Source organism: Nocardioides nanhaiensis (assembly GCF_039542785.1).
In the GTDB taxonomy this organism is placed as follows: domain Bacteria; phylum Actinomycetota; class Actinomycetes; order Propionibacteriales; family Nocardioidaceae; genus Nocardioides; species Nocardioides nanhaiensis.
This window is the reverse complement of sequence record NZ_BAABIM010000001.1, coordinates 597,494-621,215: the sequence shown is the minus strand read 5'-3', so window position 1 is coordinate 621,215 and position 23,722 is coordinate 597,494. Positions and strand designations below refer to the sequence as shown.

The following is a 23,722-nucleotide window of genomic DNA, read 5'->3' as shown; positions in this document are numbered from 1 at the left end:
GTTGGACCCCCTACTATCTATTAGGTAGTCCAACTATCTCGCCAGGGAGAGCGCCGTGACCGAGAAGCCCGAGCTGCACGTGCCGCAGCACCCCGTCCGTCTGGTCACCGCCTCGGCGCTGTTCGACGGCCACGACGCCTCGATCAACATCATGCGGCGGATCTTCCAGTCCCAGGGCTGCGAGGTCGTCCACCTGGGCCACAACCGCTCCGTGCGCGAGGTCGTCGACGCGGCGCTCGAGGAGGACGTGCAGGGCGTCGCGGTCTCCTCCTACCAGGGCGGCCACGTGGAGTACTTCGAGTACCTCGTGGAGCTGCTACGCGAGCACGGGGCCGGGCACGTGCAGGTCGTGGGAGGTGGCGGCGGCGTGATCGTCGCCGAGGAGATCACCCGGCTGCGCGAGGCCGGCGTCACGATCTTCTCGCCCGAGGACGGGCAGCGGATGGGCCTGGTCGGGATGATCAACTCCGTGGTGCGCACCTGCGACACCGACCTGTGGGCCCAGCGCCAGGTCGAGGTCGAGGACGTGCTCAGCGGCCAGCGCTCGGCGCTCGCCCGCGCGATCACCGGCGCCGAGCAGGGCCGGCTCCCCGACGACGTGCTCACCCGACTGCGCGAGGCGGCCGCCGCCAGCCACGCCCCCGTGCTCGGCATCACGGGCACCGGCGGCTCCGGCAAGTCCTCGCTCACCGACGAGCTGGTGCGTCGCTTCCGCCTCGACCAGCACGACAAGCTGCGCATCGCCGTCATCGCCGTCGACCCCACCCGCCGCAAGGGCGGCGGTGCCCTGCTCGGTGACCGGATCCGGATGAACTCCCTCGACGGCGACCGCGTGTTCTTCCGCTCCCTGGCCACCCGCGGCGCGCACGAGGTGCCCGAGCACCTGGCCGACGTCATCGCCACCACCAAGGCCGCCGGCTTCGACCTCGTGATCGTCGAGACCCCCGGCATCGGCCAGGGCGACGCCGGCATCCTGCCCTTCGTCGACTCCTCGCTCTACGTGATGACGCCGGAGTTCGGCGCCGCCTCGCAGCTGGAGAAGATCGACATGCTCGACTTCGCCGACGTCGTCGCCATCAACAAGTTCGAGCGCCGCGGCGCCGCCGACGCCCTGCGCGACGTCGGTCGCCAGCTGGTGCGCAACCGCGAGGCCTTCGGCAAGCAGCCGCACGACATGCCGGTCTTCGGCACCTCCGCGGCCACCTTCAACGACGACGGCGTCACCGCGCTCTACCAGCACCTGCGCGAGCTGCTCGCCGGCTCCGACGACGCTGCCGCCGGCGGTGGCTCGGACGCCCCGCGGGTCTCCTTCGGCGAGGGCGCGCTGCCCGCCGTCGACGTGCAGCACTCCTCCACCATCCGCCAGGTGGTGCCGGGCGACCGCGTGCGCTACCTGGCCGAGATCACCGAGACCGTGCGCGGCTACCACGCGCGCACCGAGGAGCTGGCCGCGGCGGCCGCGCGCCTGCAGCGGCTGCAGACCACCGCCGAGGAGCTCGAGCGCCTCGACGACGAGGGCGCGCTCGGCGGTGTGCCCGCGCTCGTGGAGCAGGCCCGCCGTGCGGTGCCCGCCGAGGTCGCCGAGCAGATCGAGGGCTGGGGCGACGTCGTGCAGTCCTACGCCGGCGACGAGCAGGTGGTGACGGTCCGGGGCCGCGAGATCCACACCAAGCTCACCCGCGAGTCGCTCTCGGGCAACAAGATCCCCCGGGTGGCGCTGCCCCACTACACCGACCACGGCGAGCTGGTGCGCTTCTGGCGTCGCGAGAACCTGCCGGGCTACTTCCCCTACACCGCCGGCGTCTTCCCGTTCAAGCGCGACGGCGAGGACCCCGCCCGGATGTTCGCCGGCGAGGGCGACCCGGCCCGCACCAACCGCCGCTTCAAGATCCTCTCCGCCGACGGCGACGCCAAGCGCCTCTCGACCGCGTTCGACTCCGTGACCCTCTACGGCCGCGACCCCGACGAGCGCCCCGACATCTACGGCAAGGTGGGCACCTCCGGCGTCTCGGTCGCCACCCTCGACGACATGAAGGTGCTCTACGACGGCTTCGACCTCGTCGCGCCCGGCACCTCGGTCTCGATGACCATCAACGGCCCCGCACCCACGGTGCTGGCGTTCTTCCTCAACACCGTGATCGACCAGCAGGTCGCCGCCTTCCGCGAGGAGGAGGGCCGCGAGCCCTCCGGCGAGGAGCGCGCGATGCTGGCCGCCCACGCCGTCGCCAGCGTGCGCGGCACCGTGCAGGCCGACATCCTCAAGGAGGACCAAGGCCAGAACACCTGCCTGTTCTCCACCGAGTTCAGCTTGCGGATGATGGCCGACATCCAGGAGTGGTTCATCCAGCACGAGGTGCGCAACTTCTACTCGGTCTCGATCTCCGGCTACCACATCGCCGAGGCCGGAGCGAACCCCATCAGCCAGCTCGCGTTCACGCTCGCCAACGGCTTCACCTACGTGGAGGCCTACCTCGCGCGCGGCATGGACATCGACGACTTCGCGCCCAACCTGTCGTTCTTCTTCTCCAACGGCATGGACCCCGAGTACTCGGTGATCGGCCGCGTGGCCCGCCGCATCTGGGCGATCGCGATGAAGGAGAGGTACGGCGCCAACGACCGCTCGCAGAAGCTGAAGTACCACGTGCAGACGAGCGGTCGCTCGCTGCACGCGCAGGAGATGGACTTCAACGACATCCGCACCACGCTGCAGGCGCTCATCGCCATCTACGACAACGCCAACAGCCTGCACACCAACGCCTACGACGAGGCCGTCACGACGCCCAGCGAGGAGTCGGTGCGCCGCGCGCTCGCCATCCAGATGATCATCAACCGCGAGTGGGGGCTGGCGATGAACGAGAACCCCCTCCAGGGCTCCTTCGTCATCGACCAGCTGACCGACCTCGTGGAGGAGGCCGTGCTCGCCGAGTTCGACCGGATCAACGAGCGCGGTGGCGTGCTGGGTGCCATGGAGACCGGCTACCAGCGCGGGCGCATCCAGGACGAGTCGATGCTCTACGAGCACCGCAAGCACGACGGCTCGCTGCCCATCATCGGTGTCAACACCTTCCGCAACCCCAGGGCCGACGACGGCACCCCCGCCACGGTGGAGCTCGCGCGTGCCACCGAGACCGAGAAGCAGTCGCAGCTCGAGCGGGTGCACGCCTTCCAGGCCGACCACGAGCAGGAGGCGGCCGCGGCGCTCGCCCGCCTCAAGCAGGCTGCCACCACCGACGAGAACGTCTTCGCCGTGCTGATGGACGCCGCCCGCGTCTGCTCGCTCGGCCAGGTCACCGAGGCGTTCTTCGAGGTCGGCGGCCAGTACCGTCGCAACGTGTGAGTAACGTTTCGTGCACCAGAGCCGGCGGCACATGTTACTGACCGCAGGGCGTAGTAGGAGCTGTCACCGTGACCCCATCTACTAGTCGCAACGGTCAGTAACATGCGCAAGGACACCCCCCAGGGCATCCCGGCTCTGCGCGTCGTCAGCCTCGTCCCCTCCATCACCGAGGCCCTCGCCTCGGTGCACCCCGACCGCGTGGTGGGGGCCACCGACTGGTGCACCCACCCGGCCGACCTCGAGGCGCACGGCACCCGGCGGGTGCGGGGCACCAAGAACCCCGACCTGGCGGCGATCCGGGCACTCGAGCCCGACGTCGTCGTCGTCAACCGCGAGGAGAACCGCGAGCTCGACGTGCGCCGGCTGCGCGAGTCCGGCGTGCGGGTGCACGTGACGCGGATCGAGACGGTGCCGGAGGCGTTCGCCGCCTACGACGAGCTCTTCGACGACGTGCTCTGCTGGGACCGACCCGGGTGGCTCGAGCAGGCCCGCGAGCTGTGGTCGGGTCCGCTCCCGCCGGTGGTCGGCCGCGTCGTGGTGCCGATCTGGCGCGACCCGTGGATGGCGGTGGGGTCGCGCACCTTCACCGGTGACCTGCTGCGCCGCGCGGGCTGGCGCAACGTCCTGGCCGACCACGCGGAGCGCTACCCGCACACCACCGCGGCCGAGCTCGACGCCGCCGGCGCCGACGTCGTCCTCCTGCCCGACGAGCCCTACGTGTTCACCCCCGACGACGGCCCGGAGGCCTTCACGAGCACGCCGGTGCGTCACGTCGGCGGTCGCCTGCTCACCTGGTACGGGCCTTCGCTGGTGCAGGCCCACGCCACGCTGGGCGCGCTGTTCTGAGACGCGCCCGGTCGCGGATCACTAGAGTGACCGCTGGCTCGGGAACGCAGCACGCCAGCACGCCAGCACGCCGGCGGCACGGCGCGCCACACACCAGGGGGATCACCACGTGACCGATCGTCACGCCGAGGCGCCGCAGAGCGCCCCGACACCGCGGGTCGAGGCTCCGGCCGTGCGCGAGCGACGTCGCCAGGAGGCGCTGGCCGAGTACGGGCTCCTCGATCCCCACGCCGTCTCCCGACCCGAGCTGCGCAGCCTCGTGGCGCTGGCGGCGCAGGCGTGCGGGGTCTCGATGGCGACCCTCAACCTGATCACCGAGGACCACCAGCACCAGGTGGAGAGCGTGGGGTTCGAGGGCACGGTCAGCCAGCGCAGCGACTCCATGTGCGCGGTGGTGGTCGACGACGCCGAGCCGGTGGTGCTGGCCGACGCCCGCGAGGACGAGCGCTTCCGCGACAACCCGTGGGTGACCGCGGACCACGGTGTGCGCTTCTACGCCACCTTCCAGCTGCGCACCCCCGCCGCGGTGCCCATCGGCTCGCTGTGCGTCTTCGACCCGCTCCCGCAGCAGATCGACGACGAGCAGCGCGCGCGGCTGGTGCTGCTCGCGGAGCGCGTGGTCGACGTGCTGGAGCTGGAGCTGCGCAGTCGTCGGCTGCACACCCTCAACGCCGAGCTGGTGGAGGCCAACGCGCGCCTGGCGCGCTTCGCCCAGACCGTCAGCCACGACCTGCGCACCCCGCTCACCTCGGTCGGGCTGACCCTCGACCTCGCCGCCGAGGAGCTCGCCGCGGGCCACCACGACGAGGTCGCGCCGCTGCTGGCCCGCGCCCGGCGCAGCGCCTCGCGCATGGCCTCCACCGTCGAGATGCTGCTCGACCAGGCGCGGGACGCGGTGACGGCGCTGATCCCCGTCCGCGTCGACGAGGTCCTCGCCGACGTGCTCGACGACCTGCGCGGCGAGCTCGTGGCCGTCGACCTCGCGGTGGCCGCGCCGCTACCCGCGGTGGTGGGCCACGCCGATGCGCTGCGGGTGGTGCTGCAGAACCTGCTGCTCAACGCCGCCCAGCACGCCGCCCCGCACGACCCGCGCGTCCGCGTGGAGGCGGACTCCGACGCTGGGTGGTGCCGCCTGGCCGTGGTGGACCACGGACCGGGCGTGCCGGAGGCCGAGCAGCAACGCGTCTTCGGGCTCGGGCACCAGGTGCGGACCGTGCTGAGCGGCACCGGGGTCGGGGTCGGGGGGCACGGCATCGGGCTCGCCAGCAGCCGCCACCTCGTGGAGGCGATGGGTGGCACCCTGACCCTGCACGACACTCCGGGCGGCGGAGCCCGCTTCGTCGTCTCCCTCCCCACGCCGGCGCCGATCGTCATTCTCGACAGCCCCGTCGAAGCGCCGGTCACCGCCGTGGTGGACCAGACCAGTCGCTGACCTCCCGGGCGCGGTGACGGTCTCCGGGTACCGGATCGGGACCTGGGGTGGGCAGGTGCCGCGTGCAGCCCCCTCAGGCTCACGATCGGTCGCGCGCCATGCGTCGGCCAGAAAACGGCGGGTCGAGATGCGCACCTCCCACGGACGGCACCCGCGTGCCGAGGTGTGGCTCGGCGACGCCCTCATCGCCCTGGTCGGCCTGACCTGCTACCTCGCCGCCTTCACGCTCGCACTCAAGGTGTTGGCGCCCGGCAGCACCCTGCTGCTGGTGGCTCCCTCGGTGGGCGTGTCCGTGCTCTGGCTGCTCCTCACCCACGGGCGCCGCTGCTGGCAGGCCCTCGTCGCCGTCACCGCCGGGTGTGCGCTGATGATCCCGGCGACCGGGTTGGTCGCCGCCGAGCTCGTGCCGGTGGCGGTGGCGGCGCACACCCTCGTGGCGCTCGGCGTGCGTTGGGCGATCGGCGGCCGTCCTGCGCAGCCCGTGCCCGCTGCCGCCCTCGACCTCACCCTCCCGGTGCCGCTCGTCCGGCTGGTCGTCGCCACCCTGGTCGCCTGCCTGGTCACCTCGCCGCTCGTCCTCGTGGTCACCTCGCCGACCGCCACCGCCCCGGCCTGGCTGATGATCACCCTGTGGTGCACCCGCAACCTCCTGGCGGTGCTGCTGATCGCCGGCACCGGCCTGCTGGCGCACCGCTCCTGGCGTGCCCGGCGCAGCAGCGCCACGGGCGATCCCGAGCCCCTGCCCCTCACCCCCCGCGCCGGCGGGATCGAGCAGCTCGCGCTGCTCGTGGTCTCGGTCGCGCTCGCGGTCGTCGCACTGTGGGCCGACCACGGGCTGCCGCTGGCCTTCCTGGTCCTCATCGCCGTCGCGTGGGCCGGTGTGCGGCTCTCGCCGCTCGCCGCGGCGTTGTTCGCCTCGCTGACCGCGGTGGCCGCCCTGTCCGCCGCGCTCGCCGGGCGGGGCGGCGTCGAGCAGGTCGCCGACCCTCTCGCCCGCGCCTTCACCGTGCAGGCCTTCGTCGGGCTGGTGTGGCTGCTCGGCGTCGGCATCTCGCTGGCCATGCAGCGCCAGGCGCGGCTCAGCGCCGACCTCGACAGCACGCGCGCCCGGCTGCACCGGGTGGTCGGTGGGCTCGACGACCTGGTGTGGTCGGTGGAGGTGCTGCCGCAGCGGCTGCGGCTGGACTTCGTCAGCGAGGGCAGCCCCACGGGCCTCTCCGCCCACGCCGGGCTCCAGCCCGGCGACGACCTGGTGGCGGCGCTGCTCGGTCGCACCCCCGAGGCCGACCACGCCGCCGTCCGCGACTTCCACGAGCGGCTCCTGCGCGAGGAGACGGCCGAGGTGGAGGTCCGCCTGCTCGGCCTGCACGGCCGCGCCCGCTGGACCTGGTGGCGTGGCGCCGTGCGGCACGAGGCCGGACGCACGGTGGCCGACGGCACCGCCGTCGACGTCACCGAGAGGCGACGTCTCGACGACCTGCGCACCCAGTTCATCGCCATCGCCGGCCACGAGCTGCGCACCCCCCTGACCGCCGTCCTCGGCTACAGCGAGCTGCTCACCGACGACCTGCCGCGCGGCACCGACGCCGCCCGCTGGGCCGGCGCCGTGACCTCGGGCGCCGAGCGGCTCAAGCACATCGTCGACGAGTTCTTCGACCTCGCCCGCTTCGACGACGGCGGTGGCGACCTCGCGCCCGCCCCGGTGCCGCTGCGCGAGGTGACCTCCGAGGTGCTGGAGCAGTGGCGACCGCGCGCCCGCACTCACGAGATCGCGATGCGGATGTCCGTGGAGGCGGCCGTGACCGCCTGGGTCGACCCGCGCCGGCTGCGGCAGGCGCTCGACAACCTGGTGGCCAACGCGCTCAAGTACGGCCACGTCGGCGGCCGGGTGGTGGTGGTCGTGGGGCGGGACGCCGCCGGCCGCGCCACCGTCCAGGTCGACGACGACGGCATCGGCGTCGAGACCGTCGACCTGCCCCACCTGTTCGAGCGCTTCTTCCGCACCGAGAACGCCCGGGCGCACACCGTGGACGGCAGCGGCCTGGGCCTCTCCGTCGTCAAGACGGTCGTCGAGGCGTGCGGGGGCGACGTGGTCGCGCGGCACAGCCACCTCGGCGGCCTCTCGGTACGGATCTCGCTCCCCGCCCACGCACCCGACACCACCCCGGCTCCGACGTCGTCGAGCGACGCCGCCATCGCCGCGCCCCTGCGGTCGGCCGCTGCCTCCGACACCGCGCCCGGGTCCGGGTCCGCACACCCGGCCCCACCCGAGTAGCGGTGCTCAGGCGCGAGACGCCGGGCTCGCGCAGGCTGGTCGCATGACCACGACTCCTCGCACCAGCCCCAACACCACCGCGTTCTTCGCCCAGGCCGGCATCGCCTTCGCCGTCTCGCTCATCGGCATCGTCTGGGCCGTGCTCTACCTGCCCGTCGACCCCTGGGTCCGCGCCTACCTGGCGATGACCACGCTGTTCCTGGTCTCCTCGAGCTTCACGCTCGCCAAGTGCGTGCGCGACGCGCAGGAGTCCACCTCGGTGGCCAGCCGCCTGGACCAGGCCCGCGTCGACAAGCTGCTCGCCGAGCACGACCCGTTCCGCGCCGTCTCCTGACCTGTGAGGGTCGGCCGGTCGGCCCGCTCAGCCCTCCAGCGCCACCGTGTCGACCTCCAGGAAGGCGCTCACCTCGGCGTCCCAGCGCTCGGTGACGAAGCCCTGGTGCCGGGGATCGGCGTCGTAGGTGCGGTAGGCCTGCTCGTCGGCGAACTCCATGGCGACGGCGTGGGTGTACTCGTTCTTCGGACTCACCTCTCGCGCCACCTGCAGCTCCTCGACGCCGTCGATCTCGGCCAGCGTCGCGAGAGCCTCCAGGAACGAGGCCTCCTCGGCGCTGCCGGCCGGGTGGCGCAGGGCGAAGACGACGGTGTGCCGGACACGAGGACCCGCGAGCATGCTCATGGGTCGACCGTAGCCACCCTGACCGGCTCCGGCAGACTCGAGGTGTGAGCACCACCCCCGACGACGTGGCACGCGCGGCCGCTGCCACCATCGCCGTCCGCACCCCCGTGGAGCGCTCCACCCGGCTCAGCGAGCGCCACGGCGCCGAGGTGCTGCTCAAGCGCGAGGACCTCCAGGTGGGCCGCTCCTACAAGGTGCGCGGCGCACACCACCTGATCTCCGGTCTCCCCGCGGACGAGCTGGCCCGCGGCGTCGTCTGCGCCAGCGCGGGCAACCACGCGCAGGGCGTCGCCATCGCCTGCGCCCGGTTGGGCGTGCGTGGCCACATCGTCGTCCCGGGCACCACGCCCCGCCAGAAGCGGGAGCGGATCGTGCAGCTCGGCGGCGAGCACGTGACGCTGAGCGTCGTCGGCCGCACCTACGACGACGCCGGCGCCGCGGCGTGGGCCGAGGCCGAGCGCACCGGGGCCACCTACGTGCATCCCTTCGACGACCCGCGCACCATCGCCGGCCAGGGCACCGTCGGCCACGAGCTCACCCACCAGCTCGAGGTGCCGCCCGACCTCGTCGTGCTCCCCGTGGGCGGCGGCGGGCTGGCCGCCGGCGTCGCGACCTGGCTGCGCGCTACCTGGCCCGGCACCCGCATCGTCGGCGTCGAGCCGGCGGGTGCGGCGAGCATGACGGCGGCGCTCGCCGCGGGCGGCCCGGTCACCCTGCCGCGCCTGGACACCTTCGTCGACGGCGCCTCGGTGGGCCGGGTCGGTGACCACACCTTCCCGGTGGTGCGCGACCTCGTGGACGAGGTCGTGACCGTCGAGGTGGGCGCGATCTGCTCGGAGATGCTGGCGCTCTACCAGGTGGAGGGCGTCATCGCCGAGCCCGCCGGGGCCCTGGCCACCGCCGCCCTGGGCACGCTGGACCTCACGGGCGTCGAGCGCATCTGCTGCGTGGTCTCCGGCGGCAACAACGACGTCAGCCGCTACGCCGAGGTGGTGGAGCGCTCGCTGGTGCACGAGGGCCTGCGGCACTACTTCCTGGTGTCCTTCCCCCAGGAGCCCGGCGCCCTGCGCGGCTTCCTCGACCACGTGCTCGCCGAGGGCGAGGACATCGTGGTGTTCGAGTACGTCAAGAAGAGCAACCGCGAGACCGGACCGGCGCTGATCGGCATCGACCTCGACCACCGCGACCGGTTGCCGGGCCTGCAGGCGCGGATGGCGGCCAGCGGCCTGACGATCGAGGAGATCCCCGCCGGCTCACCGCTGTTCACCTTCGTCGTCTGAGGTCGGCGCCGCGCGGGCACGGACTGTCCACGATCGGCGCCCCTCCAGCCTCACCCGTCACGCCGGGTGGCCATTCGCGGAACCGGAGGGCCAGTATTCCGGCCCCCCTGTTCCGTGATCCCACGTGGACGTGGGATCACCTCCCGACCCACGCACGGACACACCCCAGGGCATCCACGCACGCAACAGGGCCGCCCGGCGGAGTGCCGGGCGGCCCTGTGGTGGTGCTGCGCTGAACGCGCAAGGACTTACTTCTTGAAGGCGTCCTTGACGTTCTCGCCGGCGTCCTTCACGGACGAGGAGGCCTGGTCCTTCTTGCCCTCGGCCTTCAGCTTGTCGTTGTCCGTCGCGTCGCCGATGACCTCCTTGGCCTTGCCCAGGGCGTCCTCAGCGGCGTTCTTGGCCTTGTCAGCGAGACCCATGATCTTGCTCCTTCTCTGTGTGGTTGATGGTGCGGAGTTGGTTACTGCTGGTGCTGTGGTCGGCCACCCGAGAGGCCGGCCTCAGCTCACGCGCACCCGGTTGCTGGTGCGCGCCAGGCGGCGACGCCGCGGTGCGTCGAGGACGACACGGCAGGTCACCTGGTCTGTGGGAAAGGCGCGGGCCACCTCGGCCTCGAGCGCCTCGGTCGCCGCGACGAGCTCGCGGGCGTCGGCGGTGGGCTCCACCTGGCCCCGGACCAGCAGCAGGGTGTGAGCACCCACGCTGCGGGTGGTGCCACGGGCACCAGTCACGGGAGCAGTGCTCTCGAGACGGCCGGCGATGGTGTCGGCGACGCTGCGCAGGTCGGCCTCGAGGCGCCCGTGGGCGCCGCTGCCGCTCAGGCGCCGGGTGCCGGGGCCGGGGCGACGCAGGTGAGCGAGCAGCCAGTAAAGGCCCAGCAGGCCCAGCAGCACGCCGGCGGCGGCGAAGGCCCACGGCCACCAGCCGGAGTCGGCGACCGTGCCGACGGCGTCGATGCGCACCTCGTCGGCATAGCTGCCGACCACGCCGAAGCGCCAGTCGAGCAGGTACAGGCCGAGGGCGAGCAGGGCGAGGCCCACGAGGGCGCTGACGATCCGGTCGATGCCGAGCAGCTTGCGGGTCATCGCGGCACCTCCTTGATGCGGATGTCGATGCGGGTCTTGGCCAGGTCGCCCGGGCTGGTGTCGACCGCGGCGCGGGCCGCTGCCTCCACGGTGCCGGGGTCCTGGTGGGTCACCACGTCGACGGTGATGGAACGGGGGCGGATGCGGGTCGCCTCGGCGGAGATGACGCCGGGAGCGCGGTCGGCCGAGGCGCCCGCCAGGGCGGCCAGCGCGCCGGCCGAGACCCACAGGTCGGCGTCACCCTGCGTGGGCAGGTGGGTGCGGCGGCCGGGCCGGAAGGCGGTCAGGAGGACCACGAGACCCAGCAGCACGAGCACGACAGCCACGGCGACGACGAGCACGGAGGCGGTCAGGCCCTCGACACTGTCGAGCACGCTGCGGGTCCACGAGGAGCCGGAGCTCCAACCCTGGCTGGCGGCCAGGTCGTGCACGGACACCACGCCCAGCGCGATCAGCACCAGCGCCAGGACGGCGGAGGTCGTCACGGCCGCGGGACGGGCCCGGGGCGGGGTGCGCGGCGGCGAGGCCGGCCGCGCGGCAACGGTGGGGTCACTCATTCGACTCGCCTCCTCGTCGGTTCATCGATGTCGTCGTCGGAGACCGCGTACACCTCGACGTCGACGGTCTCCACGTGCACGCCGGTCAGGCGGGCCGCCTCGCTGCGCACGGCGTCACGCACCTCGGCGGCCACCGCGGTGACCGGAGCGGGCCAGACCACGGCGACGCGCAGGGCGATACGGGCGCTGCGGCCGCGCATCGTCACGTCGGCGTGCGGCGAGCCGCCACCGCTGACGCGACCCAGCACGGTGGAGTGCCGGACGACGCCGGGGGTCTGCAGCGCGACGCGCTCGACCACGTGGCGGATGGCCTTGAGGCGGACCTCGAGGCTGCCGCGGTCCTCGGGCGGTGCGAGCTCGCGCGGAGCGTGCACGGGGCCGGGGGCGGTCAGTGTCTGGTCAGCCACGGCGTCCCCGCGTGATGGCGGAGAGGTCGAACTCTCCGTCGACGTGGCCGCCGATGGCGTACCCGGCGCCGCCGAGCACGAGGGCCAGCAGCAGGCCCGTGAAGCCGCCGACCAGGACGGCCAGGGTGAGCAGCAGGCCCGTGATCAGGCCGATGGTGGAGTTGGTCATGTCGTTTCTCCTTCAAGCTCCGTCAGAGGTGGCCGTAGCGGCGGGAGCCGGGCCACGGCCGGGGAATGGTGCGTCTGATGCCGGCGAGCGCCGAGCGGGAGCGTCGTCGGAGGGTGCGCAGGCTGCGCGGTCGTGTGGTGACGAGCACCGGGGCGCTGAGGGACGCACCCGACGCACGGTCGGCTGGGGGGCCGGCTGCGTCGAGCTCTGCCAGCGCGGCGATGAAGGTGGAGACGTCGCCACCCCGGTCGGGGTGCAGCTCCTTGATCACCGCGCGCCGGCGGGTTCGGCGCTCGTCACCGTCGCTCACGAGGGGGCCGCCACGTCCTCGACGGTGACGTCGACGCGACCGCCGACGACACCTCGGGCAGCGGCGCGGACCCGGTCGGTGGCCTCCTGGATGGAGGAACCGAACTCGAGGACCACGTGCACCTCGGCGTCACCCTCCTCGCTGACCCGCACGCCGTTGACCCGGCGGCCGGGCAGGTAGGTGGCGACCTCGCCGACCACGCCCGCGTGCACGTCACGCACCTCGGGCACCGCCAGCACGGCGGCCAGCACGCGGTCGGACACGTCGTCGTGCTCCTCGCGGACTGCGGGCTCGGTCTGCGGGTCGGCCGGGGCGCCCTGCGCCCCGGCCAGCCCGCCCCCCCGAGCGGGGGCGGGCTCCCGATCGACGCCGTCGATGGGAGGCACCGGGGTCACTCGACCCGGCGACCCTCGTCCGAGGACTCGTCGTCCGAGCCGTCGTCGAGGAAGATGTCGTGGATGGTGATGTTGACCTCGGTGACCTCCAGGCCGGTCATCCGCTCCACGGAGCCGATGACGTTGCGGCGCACGGCGGCGGCCAGGTCGGCGATGGCGACGCCGTACTCGGCGACCAGGTCCAGGTCGACGGCGGCCTGACGCTCGCCCACCTCGACGCTGACACCCTGGCTGAGGCTGGTGCGGGCACCGGGGATGCGCTCACGCAGGGCGCCGACGGTGCGGGCGGCACCGCCGCCGAGGTCATGGACCCCGCTGATCTCGCGGGTGGCGATGCCGGCGATCTTGGCGACCACGGTGTCCGCGATCGAGGTCTTGCCCTGCTCGGAGGCCAGCGCGCCCTGGGCGCGGGTGGCTACCTGGGTGCCGGCTGCGGTCTGCTTCTCGCTCATGTCGACCTCTCTGTCGTCTCGTCTTCTGACGGGGCCCGATGCCCCGCCCCCGACCCTCCTGGATCGGTTGTGCTGGTTAGTCGCAGCGAGTCGCCTGTTCGTCACAGAAGTTCCAGGTGACCTGGAACACGTCTCGTGCACTACTTGGTGGTACACAACCGATCCCCCGCCGCCGGTCTATCCACCACTGGTCTGGTGCACTTTCAGCGAACCCTCAGTAAGGCGCACCCTCCGCCCGGGATGGCCACTCGGGACGGGCCTCGCGGTGGGCGGGGCGACCGGGGGGTACCGCTGGGGCAGAACACGTCCACGACGACCCGCCAGGGACAGGAGCTGCACCGCCGGATGAGCACCCTTCCCGACACACCGGCCGACACCGGTGCCCTCGCCGGTGCCGACGCTGCGTACGAGCGCTCCGACGACGCGCTCGTGCGTGCGGCGCGGGTCGGCGACGAGGATGCGTTCGGCGAGATCGTGGAGCGCTACGGCCCCGGGATGCTGCGCTACGCCCAGCGCCTCATGAACGGCAGCGAGACCGACGCCGCCGAGGTCACCCAGGAGGCACTGATCTCGGCGTGGCGGAGCCTGGAGAGCTTCGCCGGGCACTCGAGCCTCAAGACCTGGCTGTTCCGGCTCGTGCACCGTCGCGCGGCCGACCAGCTGCGACGCCGCAGGGCCACGCCGATCGACGACGCGCTGCTCTCGCGGATGGTCAAGCCCGCCGCGGACAACCCGCTGCAGCACGTGCTGGACCAGGAGCTGCTCGGCGCCCTGCAGCAGGCGCTGTCCGAGCTGCCGTGGCACCAGCGCGCCACGTGGCTGCTCCGCGAGGTCGAGGGCCTCAGCTACGACGAGATCGCCGCCACCTTGTCGATGCCCGTCGGCAGCGTGCGCGGCCACCTGTACCGCGGCCGCCGAACCCTGGCCGAGAGGATGGCGAGATGGCGATAGAGCCGACCGACCCGCTGGAGCGCGCCCGCGACCTGGTGCGCGACCACGAGCCCCCGCCCGCTGCCTGGGAGGAGCTCTCCCAGAGCGTCATGACCAAGGTGCGCGAGGCCGTGCGCCCCTCCTACCCGATCCGCGCCTTCACCGAGGCGACCAGGACCCCGGCCGAGGGGAGCGGCGAGGACCGCACCTACGTCTCCTCGCGGGTCGTGCTGACGGCGCTGCGCCGGCTGCTGCAGGGCTCGCCCACGCACGCCCCCACCGACATCAAGGTCGACGTCGACGACGAGCGCCTGCTCGAGGTCCGCATCGGCCTGGCCTGCGCCTACGGCGTCGACCTGCCGGCCCTGGCCGCGCGGGTGCGCGGCGAGGTGGTCGCCCTGCTGGAGGAGCTGCTCGGCCCCGAGGCGGCCGGCGGCCCCGGTGTCGTCACCATCGAGGTCGTCGACGTCGTGCCGGGCGACCCGAACCTGGTCTGAGCAGGCCGGTCCGGGCACGCCGGGCCCGGGTCAGAGGTCCGGGACCAGCGCGGGCAGCCGGGCGGCGAACCGCTCTCCCACCAGCCGGTGGCCGGCGGGCGAGAGGTGCAGGTTGTCGGGCAGGGGGTGCACCGCGACGTCGTCGGCGCCGAACAGCTCGGGTCCCTCGAGCAGGACCAGTGCCGGGTCCTCGGCCTGGCGCTGCGCCACCACGCGGCGGACCTCCTCGCGCACCACCTCGAGGGTCAGCCGGCCGGCCGCCACCTCGGAGGGGTCCCCGGTGGCCACGAACGCCAGCCGTCCCTCGGCGAAGGCGGCCGGGTCGGGCGCGGCGGGGCCGGGTGTCTGCTCGTGCACCGGGCACAGCAGGGGCGTGACGACGACCAGCGGGGTGTCGGGGTGTCCGTGCCTGACCGCGTCGAGCAACCCGTGCAGCGCGGGGCCGAGCGCGCGGCGCCGCATCAGGTCGGCGTTGACCAGGTTGATGCCCACCTTGACGCTCAGCAGGTCGGCCTCGGCCTCCCCCAGCACCCGGCCCATGAAGGGGTCGAGCAGCGCTCCCCCGCCGAAGCCCAGGTTGACCAGCTCCAGCCCGGCGCTGCGGGCGGCCACGACCGGCCAGGTGCCGGTGGGGTGCACGGCGTTGGAGCCCTGGCTCAGCGAGCTGCCGTGGTGCACCCACGTCGGGCGCTCGGCCGGCGACGCCGTCAGCGGCGCGTCGGCGTGCACGGCCACGAGCTCGGTGGTCTCGTCGTGCGGCAGCCACACCTCCACCTCCTTGGGGCCGGGCGCGAGGCCGGCGAAGACGCAGCGGCCCGGCGCCCCCTCCTCCAGCGCGGTGCCGCCGCCGGCGAGGTCGACGGTCATCACGCGGCCGCCGGTCACGACCCCCTGGGCCACCAGCTCGCCGTCCACCACCAGGTCGTAGGTCCCGTCGGGCCGCGGCGGCATGCCGGCGTAGACGCGCTTGGTGGGCACCGTCTCGACCTCCAGCCGCGTGGCGGAGGTGCGGAACGCCAGGCGGACGCCGGCGGGCTGCGCCTCGACCATCGCCAGCTGGGGGTCCGCGTTGCGCGCACGAGCCCAGGCCGGCAGCCGATGCGGGCGCAGGCCCTGCGGGGTCGGCTCGAGCTCGAGCGCGCCGTGCACCAGGTCGGGGGTCACGGGGTGGACGACGAGGGGGGCGGGGGTGGTCACGGGGTGCTCCTGGTGGTCTCGGGATCGGTGCTCTCGGGGGCAGCGGTGGACAGACGGCGCAGGGCGTCGTCGAGGACCTCGACGGCGTGCCGCCAGCTGCGCTCGCTGGAGGGCTGGGAGTGGGCGAAGGCACCGGCCAGCTCCAGGGTCACGAAGCCGTGGACGACACTGCCGACCAGGCGCACCGCGTGCACCTGGGCCTGCTCCTCCAGGCCGTACCCGCGCAGCACGGCGCGGGTCAGGTCGGCGTGACGACGTGCCGCGGCGCCGGCCGGCCCGTCGGGCGCGAGCGGGTGGCGGGTGGCGGCGTACCGGCCGGGATGGGCGAGGCCGTAGTCGCGGTAGGCGTCGCACAGCGCCGCGAGCGCCTCCCGGCCCGCGACCCCGGCGAGCGCTGCCGCGGCACGGTCGGCGATCTCGGTCAGCGCCAGCGCGGCGAGCCGGGCCAGCAGGTCGTCGAGGCCCGCCACGTGGGAGTAGGTGCTCGCGGTGCGGACGCCGGTGCGCCGGGCCACCTCGGAGAGCGAGACGGCCGCCAGCCCCTCGGCGTCGGCGAGCTCGGCGGCCGCCTGCACGACCTGGTCGGTGCTGAGTCCTCGACGCGGCACGTTGCCTCCATCATGTCGGTTGTTTCCTAAAACATATAGGCAAGGATCCGAGCGCCCGCCCCCACCCCTCCGGGGGACGTCTCGGCGCCGGGGGGCCGGGTACTGGCGCGCGCCCGCCCGCCCCGCTCCATGACCGCAGGAGGCACCATGACCACGCCCCACCCCGCCCGCGCCCTGACCCGAGCCGTCCGCAGCACCGTCGAGGCCGCCACCGAGCGGGCCCGCTCATGGATGGCCGACCTCGACCCGCCGCGCGTGCCGGGGGTGCCCGGCAGCGCGACACCGCCGCTGGAGGAGCCCACCGAGCCGCAGGGCCCACTCCCGCCGAAGCCCGACCAGGCCGGCCCCGACCGCCGCACCGCCACCGGCGAGGCCACGGGCGTGCCCGCCGTCGACGTCTCCGCCCGCGGCGCCCACCTGACGACGGCCTCGGGCCTGCGGCTGCACGACACCGACCACTCGCTGAAGGCCGGCCCGCGCGGCCCGACGCTGCTGCAGGACCACCACCTGCGCGAGAAGATCACCCACTTCGACCACGAGCGGATCCCCGAGCGCGTCGTGCACGCCCGCGGCGCCGGCGCCCACGGCAGCTTCGTGGGCTACGGCAACGCGCACACCGTGACCCGGGCGGGCTTCCTCGGCGAGGGCGTCGAGACCCCGGTGTTCGTGCGGTTCTCGACCGTGCTGGGCTCGCGCGGCTCGGCCGACACGGTGCGCGACACCCGCGGCTTCGCCACCAAGTTCTACACGCAGGAGGGCACCTTCGACCTGGTCGGCAACAACATCCCGGTGTTCTTCATCCAGGACGGCATCAAGTTCCCCGACGTCGTCCACGCCGCCAAGCCGCACCCCGACCGCGAGATCCCCCAGGCCCAGAGCGCGCACGACACCTTCTGGGACTTCGTCTCGCTGCACACCGAGGCCCAGCACCACACCCTGTGGAACATGTCGGACCGGGGCATCCCGCGCTCCTACCGCACGATGGAGGGCTTCGGCGTCCACACCTTCCGGTGCGTCGACGCCGACGGCGCCACCTCGCTGGTCAAGTTCCACTGGAAGCCGCGCCTCGGCGTGCACTCCCTCACCTGGGAGGAGGCGCAGCTGCTCGGCGGCATCGACCCCGACTTCCACCGCCGCGACCTGGCGGACGCCATCGAGGCGGGCGCGCACCCGCAGTGGGAGCTGGGGCTGCAGGTCTTCCCCGACACCGAGGACCAGCTCTTCGAGGGCATCGACCTGCTCGACCCCACCAAGCTGGTGCCCGAGGAGATCGCACCGGTGCAGCCGGTCGGGCTGCTCACGCTGACCCGCAACCCCACCAACTACTTCGCCGAGACCGAGCAGGTCGCCTTCCACCTGGGCAACCTCGTGCCCGGCATCGACGTCACCGACGACCCGCTGCTGCAGGCACGGCTCTTCTCCTACGTCGACACCCAGCTGACGCGCCTGGGCGGCCCCAACTGGCAGCAGCTGCCCATCAACCGCCCGCACGCGCCGGTCAACGACATGCTGCGCGACGGCTACGGCCAGCAGGCGGTGCACGGCGGCGTCGCGCCCTACAAGCCCAACACCCTCGACGGCGGCTGCCCGTTCCACGCCGGCGCCGACACCGGAGCCTTCCAGGAGGCCCTGGTGCGGGTCGCCGAGTCGACCAAGACCCGCGACGTCCCCGCCTCCTACGACGACCACTTCAGCCAGGCGCGGCAGTTCTGGCTGAGCATGACGCCGGTCGAGCAGGAGCACATCGTCGCCGCCTACACCTTCGAGCTCTCCCGCTGCTTCGAGCAGGTGGTGCGCGAGCGGCAGCTGCTGGCGCTCGCCAACATCGACGCCGACCTGTGCGCGCAGGTGGCCACCGGGCTGGGGCTGCCGGCACCGGCCGCCACCGTGCCGCTGCCCGACGTCGCGCCGAGCCCGGCGCTCTCCCAGGTCGGTGGCAGCTGGCCCGCCGACGGCCGGCTGGTGGGCGTCGTCGTCGACCCCGACGGCGACCTCGGCGGTCTGGGCGAGGTGACCGAGGCGATCTCCGCGGCCGGCATGGTGCCGCTCGTGATGGCGCCGTCCGGCGGCACGCTGCCCGACGGCACCACCGTGCAGCGCACGTTCGCCGCCACGCGCTCGGTCGAGTACGACGCCGTCCTGCTGGCCGGCTGCCCCGCCCCCGGCGCCGACGCGCTGGCGGCCCGCGACGCCAAGGCCGGAGCGGGCTCCGACGCCGCCCTCGACCCCCGGGTCGCCCTGCTCCTGCAGGAGTGCTGGCGCCACGCCAAGGCGATCGGGGCGTGGGGCGCCGGCACCGACGCGCTCGCGGCTGCCGGGGTACCCCTCGGTGACGGCGTGCTGACCGCCGAGACGCCCCTGGAGGCGCTCGCCGGCGTCCAGGAGGGGCTGGCCGCCCACCGCGCCTGGGACCGGTTCGGAGCGGCGCTCGGCTGACGCCCACGAGCTGGCCGCCGGGTCCGGCACACGCTGACGGACCCGGCGGCCCACCCGTCCGCTCCCGGCTCAGGACGGTGGGGTCACGACCATCGCGACGACGACGCTGCCGACCACGTTCGCGACCACCGACCGGGTGACGGCCTCACCAGCGGCATCGGCCCCCCAGCTGCCCCGCCGCAGGCGCTCGGCCCGCTCGATCACCGGCGAGGTCCACGGGATGACGGGCTGCAGCTGGTGCATCGTCCCGCTGGCCGAGAGCAGCGCCGCCAGCGCGGCCGTGCGCGGCGTCGGCTCGACCCCGTCCACGAGGACGGCACGCACCTGCGCACGCAGCCGGTCGCGTCGTCCGGTCCGGCCCTCGCCGAGCGAGGTGGTCCGCAGGAACAGCCGACGGCGCTCGGTGCGCTCCACGTCGCCGCGCTCGACCAGCCGCTCCAGCACGGGCGCGCGCAGCGCCGGGCCGGTCGCGGCGAGCACGGTCTGCGCCCGGCGGGGCTTCTCGTCCACGTACTCCCAGGCCGAGCGCAGCAGGACGTCCTCGGGAGCCCGGGCCCCCACGGTCTCCAGCCGACCCGATGCGGCGACCTGCAGGTGACCGCGCAGGGACAGCTCGGCCAGCACGGCGCCGCCCAGCACGTGGAACAGCGTGTTCTCCCCGGCGATCGTCCCCGACGGCGGCTGGAACAGGAGCAGGAGCAGGTCCTCGGCCAGGGTCGGGTCCTCGGGGCCGGTGGGTGCGGTCATGGGTGCCTCCAGGGGCGGGAGATGGGCGGGCTGGGCACGTCTCCATCCCAGCGTCCCGTGGCCCCCGGTCACAGGCGCACGTGTCACCGGTTCCGGTGACAGCTGTCACCGCTCGCACGTGACGCAGCGTCACGGGCGGGGTCCTCCCACGCGCACGAGTGGCCGCGGGCCGACGCGAGCAGTCGGGTCAGGGATGGCGAGGCACCGCCGGAGGCGGTCGGCGAGTGTGGCGACGGGGAGCGTGGCATCGAGCTCGAGGGTCGCGGTGCGCAGGACGAGGGACTCCACCTCGGCGACGCGGCGGGCGATCCCCAGCCGCTGCGCAGCCGTGCGCGCGTAGGGGGTGTTCGTCCGGGCGCGCACGCGGTCCAGCAGTGCCCTCCCGCGGGCGGTCTCGGGCCGGGTCGCCCGTCGTCGTGACCGGTGACGTGGTGTCACGCCCGCCGGCGGCACGCGACCACGGGTGCGTCACCCCCCGACCAAAGAACCCCCGGGGCGGGCCCTTCGCCGGATGCGCGCCGGCGCCCGACCCGCACAGGATGGAGCCCATGCACAGGTCCGGGGCCGACGTCGACAGCACCGACCCGGACGACCGCAGGGTCGCCCGGGTCGAGCTGCCGGCGGCCGCCTCGAGCAGCGCCCGGTCCGTCATCGGCCAGCTGACCCGGCTCGCGCGCCGGCTGCCCCCGCGCGTGGACCTCGTCGTGGTCTCGATCCCGACCATCGAGGCGCTGACCGTCGACCTGCTGGCCGGGATCGCCGTCGGGCGGCGGCTGATGCTGGTCAACGGGCGTCAGCTCCTGGTCCGCGTCCCGGCCCGGCCCGGCACCCCCGGCGCGGCCGCCATGCTCGGCACGATGCCGTTCGTGGTGACGCCCGGGACCCCCTCCTGACGCACGCACACGACCCCGCACGCGACCCCGCACGCGACCCCGCACGCGACCCCGCACGCGACCCGGGCCGGGCCGCACCCCTGCCGGTCCGCGACCACGACGGTCGGCGCCGACTGCCACACTGGGGCCTCATGGGGTCAGGCGTGCACTCGGTCGGGCGCGCCTCCGAGATCGCCGTGGTCGTCGAGGCGCTCGACCGGGTCCAGCGCGGCGAGGGCGGCCTGGTGTGGCTCGAGGGCGAGCCGGGCATCGGCAAGTCGCACCTGCTGGCGGAGGCGGCAGCCCGGGCCCGGGGTCGCGGGATCGCCGTCCACGCCGGTAGCGCCCGCGAGCTGGAGGCCCACCGCCCGTTCGCCGTCGTCACCGACTGCCTGGCCGGCCTGGACGGCACCCGGCAGGCCGCGCAGCTGCTGCGCACCGGCGCAGGTGCCGAGGCCGCCGCGCCGAACCACCCGCTCGACGGCGCCGTCGAGTACCGGGTCGCCGAGCTGCTCTTCGAAGCGGTGGCCGAGGCCGCGGAGGCCGCGCCCGTGCTGCTGGCACTCGACGACCTGCAGTGGGCCGACCCGTCCTCGCTGCAGCTGCTCGCGCGGTCCTGGGAGCAGCTGACCCGCCGGTCGGTCGTCATCGTGGCGGCCACCCGGCCCACCCGGCCCCCGGCGCTGGCCCGGCTGGTCGCCGACTCGGTGGCGGCCGGCGCGGCGCACCTCCCGCTGGGGCCGCTGGACGAGGCCGAGACCGCGCGCCTGGTCGCACACGAGCTGGGCGCCCCGCCGGGGGCGCCGCTGGCCGCGCTGGTCGAGCGCTGCGGCGGCAACCCCCTCCTGGTCGCGACCCTCGTGCGCGCGCTGCGGGCCGAGGGATCGCTGGCCGACCACGCGGCCCCCGGCCACGCCCTGGCGCCGGACGCCTCGCCCGTGTGGTTGCGACCGGTGGTGGTCTCGTGGTTGAGCCACCTCGACGAGCCCGTCCAGCTGGTGCTCTCAGCGGCGTCCATCCTCGGCTCCTCCTTCACCCTGACCGACCTCGCCGTCACGACCGGACGCGGCGCGCAGGAGCTGTGGCCCCGCGTGCGCGAGGCGCTCACGGCCGGCGTGCTGCGGGTCGAGGGCGCGGAGCAGGAGTCCCTGGCCTTCGCGCACGACGTCGTGCGCGAGGTGCTCTACGAGGACCTCCCCGCGGGCGTGCGCCGGGCCCTGCACGCGGAGGCCGCGGAGGCCCTGCACGCCGCGGGGGCACCGCTGGAGCGGGTAGGCGAGCACCTGCTGCGCGGTGCGCGCCCCGGCGACCCGCGCGCCATCGCCTGGCTCGGGGAGCTGGCCGAGCAGACCGCGCCCCGCGCCCCCGGCATCGCCGTCGAGCTGTGGGAGGCGGTGCTGCGCCTGATGACCGACCACGACCCGCGGCGGGCGGCCGTGCAGGCACGCCTGGCGCTGGCCATGGTGGCCTGCGGTCAGGTCGGCGCCGCCGAGGAGCTGGCCCGCACCGTGCTCGAGGACGCCCCGCACGCCGAGCTGGAGGGCACCCTGCGCCTGTGCCTGGCCGACGCACTGATGCGCCAGGGACGGGTGCCCGAGGTCGTGGAGCAGGCGCGGGCCACCGCGGCGCTGACCCACCTCTCGGCCTACGACCGGGCCCGGGCGGAGGCCTGGTTGCTGGTCGAGTTCCTCGTGACACGCGACCTCACGGCCCTGCGGCCCGCGGTGGAGTCGTCCCTCGCCACCGCGCAGGCGGCCGGCCACGTCGGGGCCCAGGTGCACGGCCTCACCATGCGGGCGCTGGTCACCGCCGCACACGGCCTGTTCGTGGAGTCCACCGCCGATGCCGAGCGCGCCGCGCGCCTGGCGCTGCAGGCCGACACCGCGTGGGCGCACGAGCCCGCTCCCCTGGTCAACCGGGCGCTCGGGCTCGTGGCCAGCGACCAGCTCGCCGAGGCCGATCGCGCCATCGAGGCGGCCCGGCGCACCTACGAGCGCCTCGGCATGTGGCCGGCGCTCGCGATGGTGCCGCAGTACGCCGCGCTCGTGCACCAGGCCGCGGGCCGCTGGGAGGAGTGCCTGCAGGCCTGCGCCGAGGCCCTCGACCTCGCCGACCGCTCCGGCCTCGGGTGGAGGGTCGACATGCTGGCCGAGGCGGGGTTGCTGCACGTGCGCCGCGGGCATCTCGACGCCGCCGCCGACCACCTGCGCCGGGCCGGGGAGCTGCGGGCGCAGGGCTCGCCGTCGCACTGGCTGGCCTCGGTCGACCAGCTCGACGCGCTCCTGGCCGAGGCCCGCGGCGAACCGGCAGCGGCCCTGGCCACCCTGGGCGCGGCCTGGCGACGGGTGCGCGAGGCGCCGTCGCTCACCGAGCTGCCGCGTCTGGCGACGGACCTGCTGCGGCTGCTGAGGCTCACCGGAGCCGGGAGCCACGACGACGCCGCAGCCGCGCTGCTGCAGGAGGTGGCCCACGAGCTGGCCCGGCTCGCGACCGCCAACCCAGGCGTTGAGTCGCTGCGGGCGCTCGCCCTGCTGGCCGCCGGCGTCACCGCCGACGACGTCGACGCGGTCCTCGAGGCCTCCGAGGTCGACCACCCCAAGCACCACCTGCGCGCGCACGCGCTCGAGGAGGCGGCGCTCGCCCTGGCGCGGGCCTCGCGGCGCGACGAGGCGCTGCGCACCGCCGCCTCGGCGCTCGAGCTGTTCGACCGGCTGGGCGCCGACGGCGAGGCGCACCGGCTGCGCGCCCGCCTGGCCGCGGCCGGCGTCAGCGTGCCGGGTGGCCGACGCCAGCGCTCACGCCCGGCCACCGGGTGGGACGCGCTCACCGCCAGCGAGCTGCGCGTCGCCGAGCTGGTCGGCCGCGGGCTCTCCAACCCCGAGATCGCCGCCGAGCTCGTCGTCTCGCGCCACACGGTCGCCACCCACGTCGCCCACACGCTCGCCAAGCTCGGCATGCGCAGCCGCGTCGAGCTCGCCGCCGCCCTGGCCGCGCGCCGGCCGCCCTCCTGAGGTCGAGCAGCGCTCCACCAGCTCGTCGATCGCGCGCACCAGGGCCAGCCGTCCGCTGAAGGCGACGGCGGCGCCGTCCGGCGCCACCAGCACGCCGGAGGGCGGATCGCCGTCGGCGAAGCGGATCAGCACGTCCACCTGGTGTCCCTCCCCCACGACGCCCCCGGGCGAGTGCCCGCCGGTCGCGCCGGTCCCGA

Annotated in this window: 23 protein-coding genes; 11 read left to right on the top strand and 12 right to left on the bottom strand. The window is 74.4% G+C overall.

Features of this window, described 5'->3' with window-relative positions; genetic code table 11:
- Window positions 1–55: 55 nt before the first annotated feature.
- The 5 genes from icmF to ABD948_RS02965 all read left to right on the top strand — a co-directional run bounded on the left by icmF (window position 56) and on the right by ABD948_RS02965 (window position 8,224).
- Window positions 56–3,337, top strand: a complete 3,282-nt coding sequence (gene icmF / locus ABD948_RS02985) for a fused isobutyryl-CoA mutase/GTPase IcmF (protein ID WP_345262564.1) — start codon at window positions 56–58, stop codon at window positions 3,335–3,337.
- A gap of 102 nt (window positions 3,338–3,439) precedes the next feature.
- Window positions 3,440–4,183, top strand: a complete 744-nt coding sequence (locus tag ABD948_RS02980) for a helical backbone metal receptor (RefSeq protein ID WP_345262563.1) — start codon at window positions 3,440–3,442, stop codon at window positions 4,181–4,183.
- A 109-nt stretch (window positions 4,184–4,292) separates the two neighbouring features.
- A complete protein-coding gene (locus ABD948_RS02975) occupies window positions 4,293–5,615 on the top strand; it encodes a GAF domain-containing sensor histidine kinase (protein ID WP_345262562.1) in 1,323 nt (440 codons plus the stop codon).
- A gap of 127 nt (window positions 5,616–5,742) precedes the next feature.
- Window positions 5,743–7,890, top strand: coding sequence for an ATP-binding protein (locus ABD948_RS02970; RefSeq protein WP_345262561.1), 2,148 nt, complete (start codon window positions 5,743–5,745; stop codon window positions 7,888–7,890).
- Window positions 7,891–7,933: 43 nt separating this feature from the next.
- On the top strand, window positions 7,934–8,224 hold the full coding sequence (locus ABD948_RS02965) for a YiaA/YiaB family inner membrane protein (RefSeq protein WP_345262560.1): 291 nt from the start codon (window positions 7,934–7,936) through the stop codon (window positions 8,222–8,224).
- 27 nt (window positions 8,225–8,251) lie between these two features.
- Here the strand turns inward: ABD948_RS02965 and ABD948_RS02960 are convergent, their stop codons facing one another.
- On the bottom strand, window positions 8,252–8,569 hold the full coding sequence (locus ABD948_RS02960; protein WP_345262559.1) for a Dabb family protein: 318 nt from the start codon (window positions 8,567–8,569) through the stop codon (window positions 8,252–8,254).
- A gap of 44 nt (window positions 8,570–8,613) precedes the next feature.
- Between ABD948_RS02960 and ilvA the strand changes: the two genes are divergently transcribed.
- Window positions 8,614–9,849 carry a threonine ammonia-lyase IlvA gene (ilvA, locus tag ABD948_RS02955; protein ID WP_345262558.1) on the top strand — a complete coding sequence of 412 codons (1,236 nt, stop codon included), beginning with the start codon at window positions 8,614–8,616 and terminating at the stop codon, window positions 9,847–9,849.
- Window positions 9,850–10,097: 248 nt separating this feature from the next.
- Here ilvA and ABD948_RS02950 read toward each other — a convergent pair whose 3' ends face one another.
- The 8 genes from ABD948_RS02950 to ABD948_RS02915 form a co-directional block, all read right to left on the bottom strand.
- Window positions 10,098–10,271 (bottom strand): CsbD family protein, encoded by a 174-nt coding sequence (locus ABD948_RS02950; RefSeq protein WP_345262557.1) that lies wholly within the window; start codon window positions 10,269–10,271, stop codon window positions 10,098–10,100.
- An 81-nt stretch (window positions 10,272–10,352) separates the two neighbouring features.
- Window positions 10,353–10,937 carry a hypothetical protein gene (locus tag ABD948_RS02945; protein ID WP_345262556.1) on the bottom strand — a complete coding sequence of 195 codons (585 nt, stop codon included), beginning with the start codon at window positions 10,935–10,937 and terminating at the stop codon, window positions 10,353–10,355.
- The gene (locus ABD948_RS02940; protein ID WP_345262555.1) at window positions 10,934–11,494 is read right to left on the bottom strand and encodes a DUF6286 domain-containing protein; all 561 of its coding nucleotides are present in this window, start codon (window positions 11,492–11,494) and stop codon (window positions 10,934–10,936) included. The genes ABD948_RS02945 and ABD948_RS02940 overlap by 4 nt, the downstream gene beginning before the upstream one ends.
- Window positions 11,491–11,901, bottom strand: coding sequence for an Asp23/Gls24 family envelope stress response protein (locus ABD948_RS02935; protein ID WP_345262554.1), 411 nt, complete (start codon window positions 11,899–11,901; stop codon window positions 11,491–11,493). Before ABD948_RS02935 ends, ABD948_RS02940 begins: the two co-directional genes overlap by 4 nt.
- The gene (locus ABD948_RS02930; RefSeq protein ID WP_345262553.1) at window positions 11,894–12,070 is read right to left on the bottom strand and encodes a DUF2273 domain-containing protein; all 177 of its coding nucleotides are present in this window, start codon (window positions 12,068–12,070) and stop codon (window positions 11,894–11,896) included. The genes ABD948_RS02935 and ABD948_RS02930 overlap by 8 nt, the downstream gene beginning before the upstream one ends.
- A gap of 22 nt (window positions 12,071–12,092) precedes the next feature.
- Window positions 12,093–12,380, bottom strand: a complete 288-nt coding sequence (locus tag ABD948_RS02925) for a hypothetical protein (protein ID WP_345262552.1) — start codon at window positions 12,378–12,380, stop codon at window positions 12,093–12,095.
- Window positions 12,377–12,766: an Asp23/Gls24 family envelope stress response protein gene (locus ABD948_RS02920; protein WP_345262551.1), complete on the bottom strand. Its 390-nt coding sequence runs from the start codon at window positions 12,764–12,766 to the stop codon at window positions 12,377–12,379. Before ABD948_RS02920 ends, ABD948_RS02925 begins: the two co-directional genes overlap by 4 nt.
- Before the next feature lie 5 nt (window positions 12,767–12,771).
- Window positions 12,772–13,227: an Asp23/Gls24 family envelope stress response protein gene (locus ABD948_RS02915; RefSeq protein WP_345262550.1), complete on the bottom strand. Its 456-nt coding sequence runs from the start codon at window positions 13,225–13,227 to the stop codon at window positions 12,772–12,774.
- A 345-nt stretch (window positions 13,228–13,572) separates the two neighbouring features.
- On the opposite strand from ABD948_RS02915, the gene ABD948_RS02910 reads away from it, so the two are divergent.
- On the top strand, window positions 13,573–14,178 hold the full coding sequence (locus tag ABD948_RS02910) for an RNA polymerase sigma factor (RefSeq protein WP_345262549.1): 606 nt from the start codon (window positions 13,573–13,575) through the stop codon (window positions 14,176–14,178).
- Complete coding sequence (locus tag ABD948_RS02905; RefSeq protein ID WP_345262548.1) at window positions 14,169–14,654, top strand: Asp23/Gls24 family envelope stress response protein; 486 nt, start codon at window positions 14,169–14,171, stop codon at window positions 14,652–14,654. The genes ABD948_RS02910 and ABD948_RS02905 overlap by 10 nt, the downstream gene beginning before the upstream one ends.
- 30 nt (window positions 14,655–14,684) lie before the next feature.
- On the opposite strand, the gene ABD948_RS02900 is transcribed toward ABD948_RS02905, so the two are convergent.
- Window positions 14,685–15,851 carry an SGNH/GDSL hydrolase family protein gene (locus tag ABD948_RS02900; protein WP_345262547.1) on the bottom strand — a complete coding sequence of 389 codons (1,167 nt, stop codon included), beginning with the start codon at window positions 15,849–15,851 and terminating at the stop codon, window positions 14,685–14,687.
- Entirely contained in the window at window positions 15,848–16,459 is a 612-nt protein-coding gene (locus ABD948_RS02895; RefSeq protein WP_345262546.1) for a TetR/AcrR family transcriptional regulator, read from the bottom strand. Before ABD948_RS02895 ends, ABD948_RS02900 begins: the two co-directional genes overlap by 4 nt.
- Window positions 16,460–16,606: 147 nt before the next feature.
- On the opposite strand from ABD948_RS02895, the gene ABD948_RS02890 reads away from it, so the two are divergent.
- Window positions 16,607–18,895, top strand: coding sequence for a catalase (locus tag ABD948_RS02890; RefSeq protein WP_345262545.1), 2,289 nt, complete (start codon window positions 16,607–16,609; stop codon window positions 18,893–18,895).
- 69 nt (window positions 18,896–18,964) lie between these two features.
- On the opposite strand, the gene ABD948_RS02885 is transcribed toward ABD948_RS02890, so the two are convergent.
- Window positions 18,965–19,642, bottom strand: coding sequence for a GOLPH3/VPS74 family protein (locus ABD948_RS02885; protein ID WP_345262544.1), 678 nt, complete (start codon window positions 19,640–19,642; stop codon window positions 18,965–18,967).
- Window positions 19,643–20,190: 548 nt separating this feature from the next.
- On the opposite strand from ABD948_RS02885, the gene ABD948_RS02880 reads away from it, so the two are divergent.
- Both ABD948_RS02880 and ABD948_RS02875 read left to right on the top strand, forming a co-directional pair.
- Window positions 20,191–20,535, top strand: a complete 345-nt coding sequence (locus tag ABD948_RS02880; protein ID WP_345262543.1) for a hypothetical protein — start codon at window positions 20,191–20,193, stop codon at window positions 20,533–20,535.
- Between the two features lie 131 nt (window positions 20,536–20,666).
- Window positions 20,667–23,525, top strand: a complete 2,859-nt coding sequence (locus ABD948_RS02875) for an ATP-binding protein (RefSeq protein WP_345262542.1) — start codon at window positions 20,667–20,669, stop codon at window positions 23,523–23,525.
- Window positions 23,526–23,722: the final 197 nt, after the last annotated feature.

What these genes read in the sequence shown, in the direction of transcription:
- ABD948_RS02940 (WP_345262555.1), bottom strand. Translation starts at nt 11,494, where the DNA reads ATGAGTGACCCCACCGTTGCCGCGCGGCCGGCCTCGCCGCCGCGCACC.
- ABD948_RS02945 (WP_345262556.1), bottom strand. Translation starts at nt 10,937, where the DNA reads ATGACCCGCAAGCTGCTCGGCATCGACCGGATCGTCAGCGCCCTCGTG.
- ABD948_RS02965 (WP_345262560.1), top strand. Translation starts at nt 7,934, where the DNA reads ATGACCACGACTCCTCGCACCAGCCCCAACACCACCGCGTTCTTCGCC.
- ABD948_RS02980 (WP_345262563.1), top strand. Translation starts at nt 3,440, where the DNA reads ATGCGCAAGGACACCCCCCAGGGCATCCCGGCTCTGCGCGTCGTCAGC.
- ABD948_RS02915 (WP_345262550.1), bottom strand. Translation starts at nt 13,227, where the DNA reads ATGAGCGAGAAGCAGACCGCAGCCGGCACCCAGGTAGCCACCCGCGCC.
- ABD948_RS02910 (WP_345262549.1), top strand. Translation starts at nt 13,573, where the DNA reads ATGAGCACCCTTCCCGACACACCGGCCGACACCGGTGCCCTCGCCGGT.
- ABD948_RS02885 (WP_345262544.1), bottom strand. Translation starts at nt 19,642, where the DNA reads ATGACCGCACCCACCGGCCCCGAGGACCCGACCCTGGCCGAGGACCTG.
- ABD948_RS02930 (WP_345262553.1), bottom strand. Translation starts at nt 12,070, where the DNA reads ATGACCAACTCCACCATCGGCCTGATCACGGGCCTGCTGCTCACCCTG.
- ABD948_RS02890 (WP_345262545.1), top strand. Translation starts at nt 16,607, where the DNA reads ATGACCACGCCCCACCCCGCCCGCGCCCTGACCCGAGCCGTCCGCAGC.
- ABD948_RS02875 (WP_345262542.1), top strand. Translation starts at nt 20,667, where the DNA reads ATGGGGTCAGGCGTGCACTCGGTCGGGCGCGCCTCCGAGATCGCCGTG.
- ABD948_RS02950 (WP_345262557.1), bottom strand. Translation starts at nt 10,271, where the DNA reads ATGGGTCTCGCTGACAAGGCCAAGAACGCCGCTGAGGACGCCCTGGGC.
- ABD948_RS02880 (WP_345262543.1), top strand. Translation starts at nt 20,191, where the DNA reads ATGCACAGGTCCGGGGCCGACGTCGACAGCACCGACCCGGACGACCGC.
- ABD948_RS02905 (WP_345262548.1), top strand. Translation starts at nt 14,169, where the DNA reads ATGGCGATAGAGCCGACCGACCCGCTGGAGCGCGCCCGCGACCTGGTG.
- ABD948_RS02960 (WP_345262559.1), bottom strand. Translation starts at nt 8,569, where the DNA reads ATGAGCATGCTCGCGGGTCCTCGTGTCCGGCACACCGTCGTCTTCGCC.
- ABD948_RS02970 (WP_345262561.1), top strand. Translation starts at nt 5,743, where the DNA reads ATGCGCACCTCCCACGGACGGCACCCGCGTGCCGAGGTGTGGCTCGGC.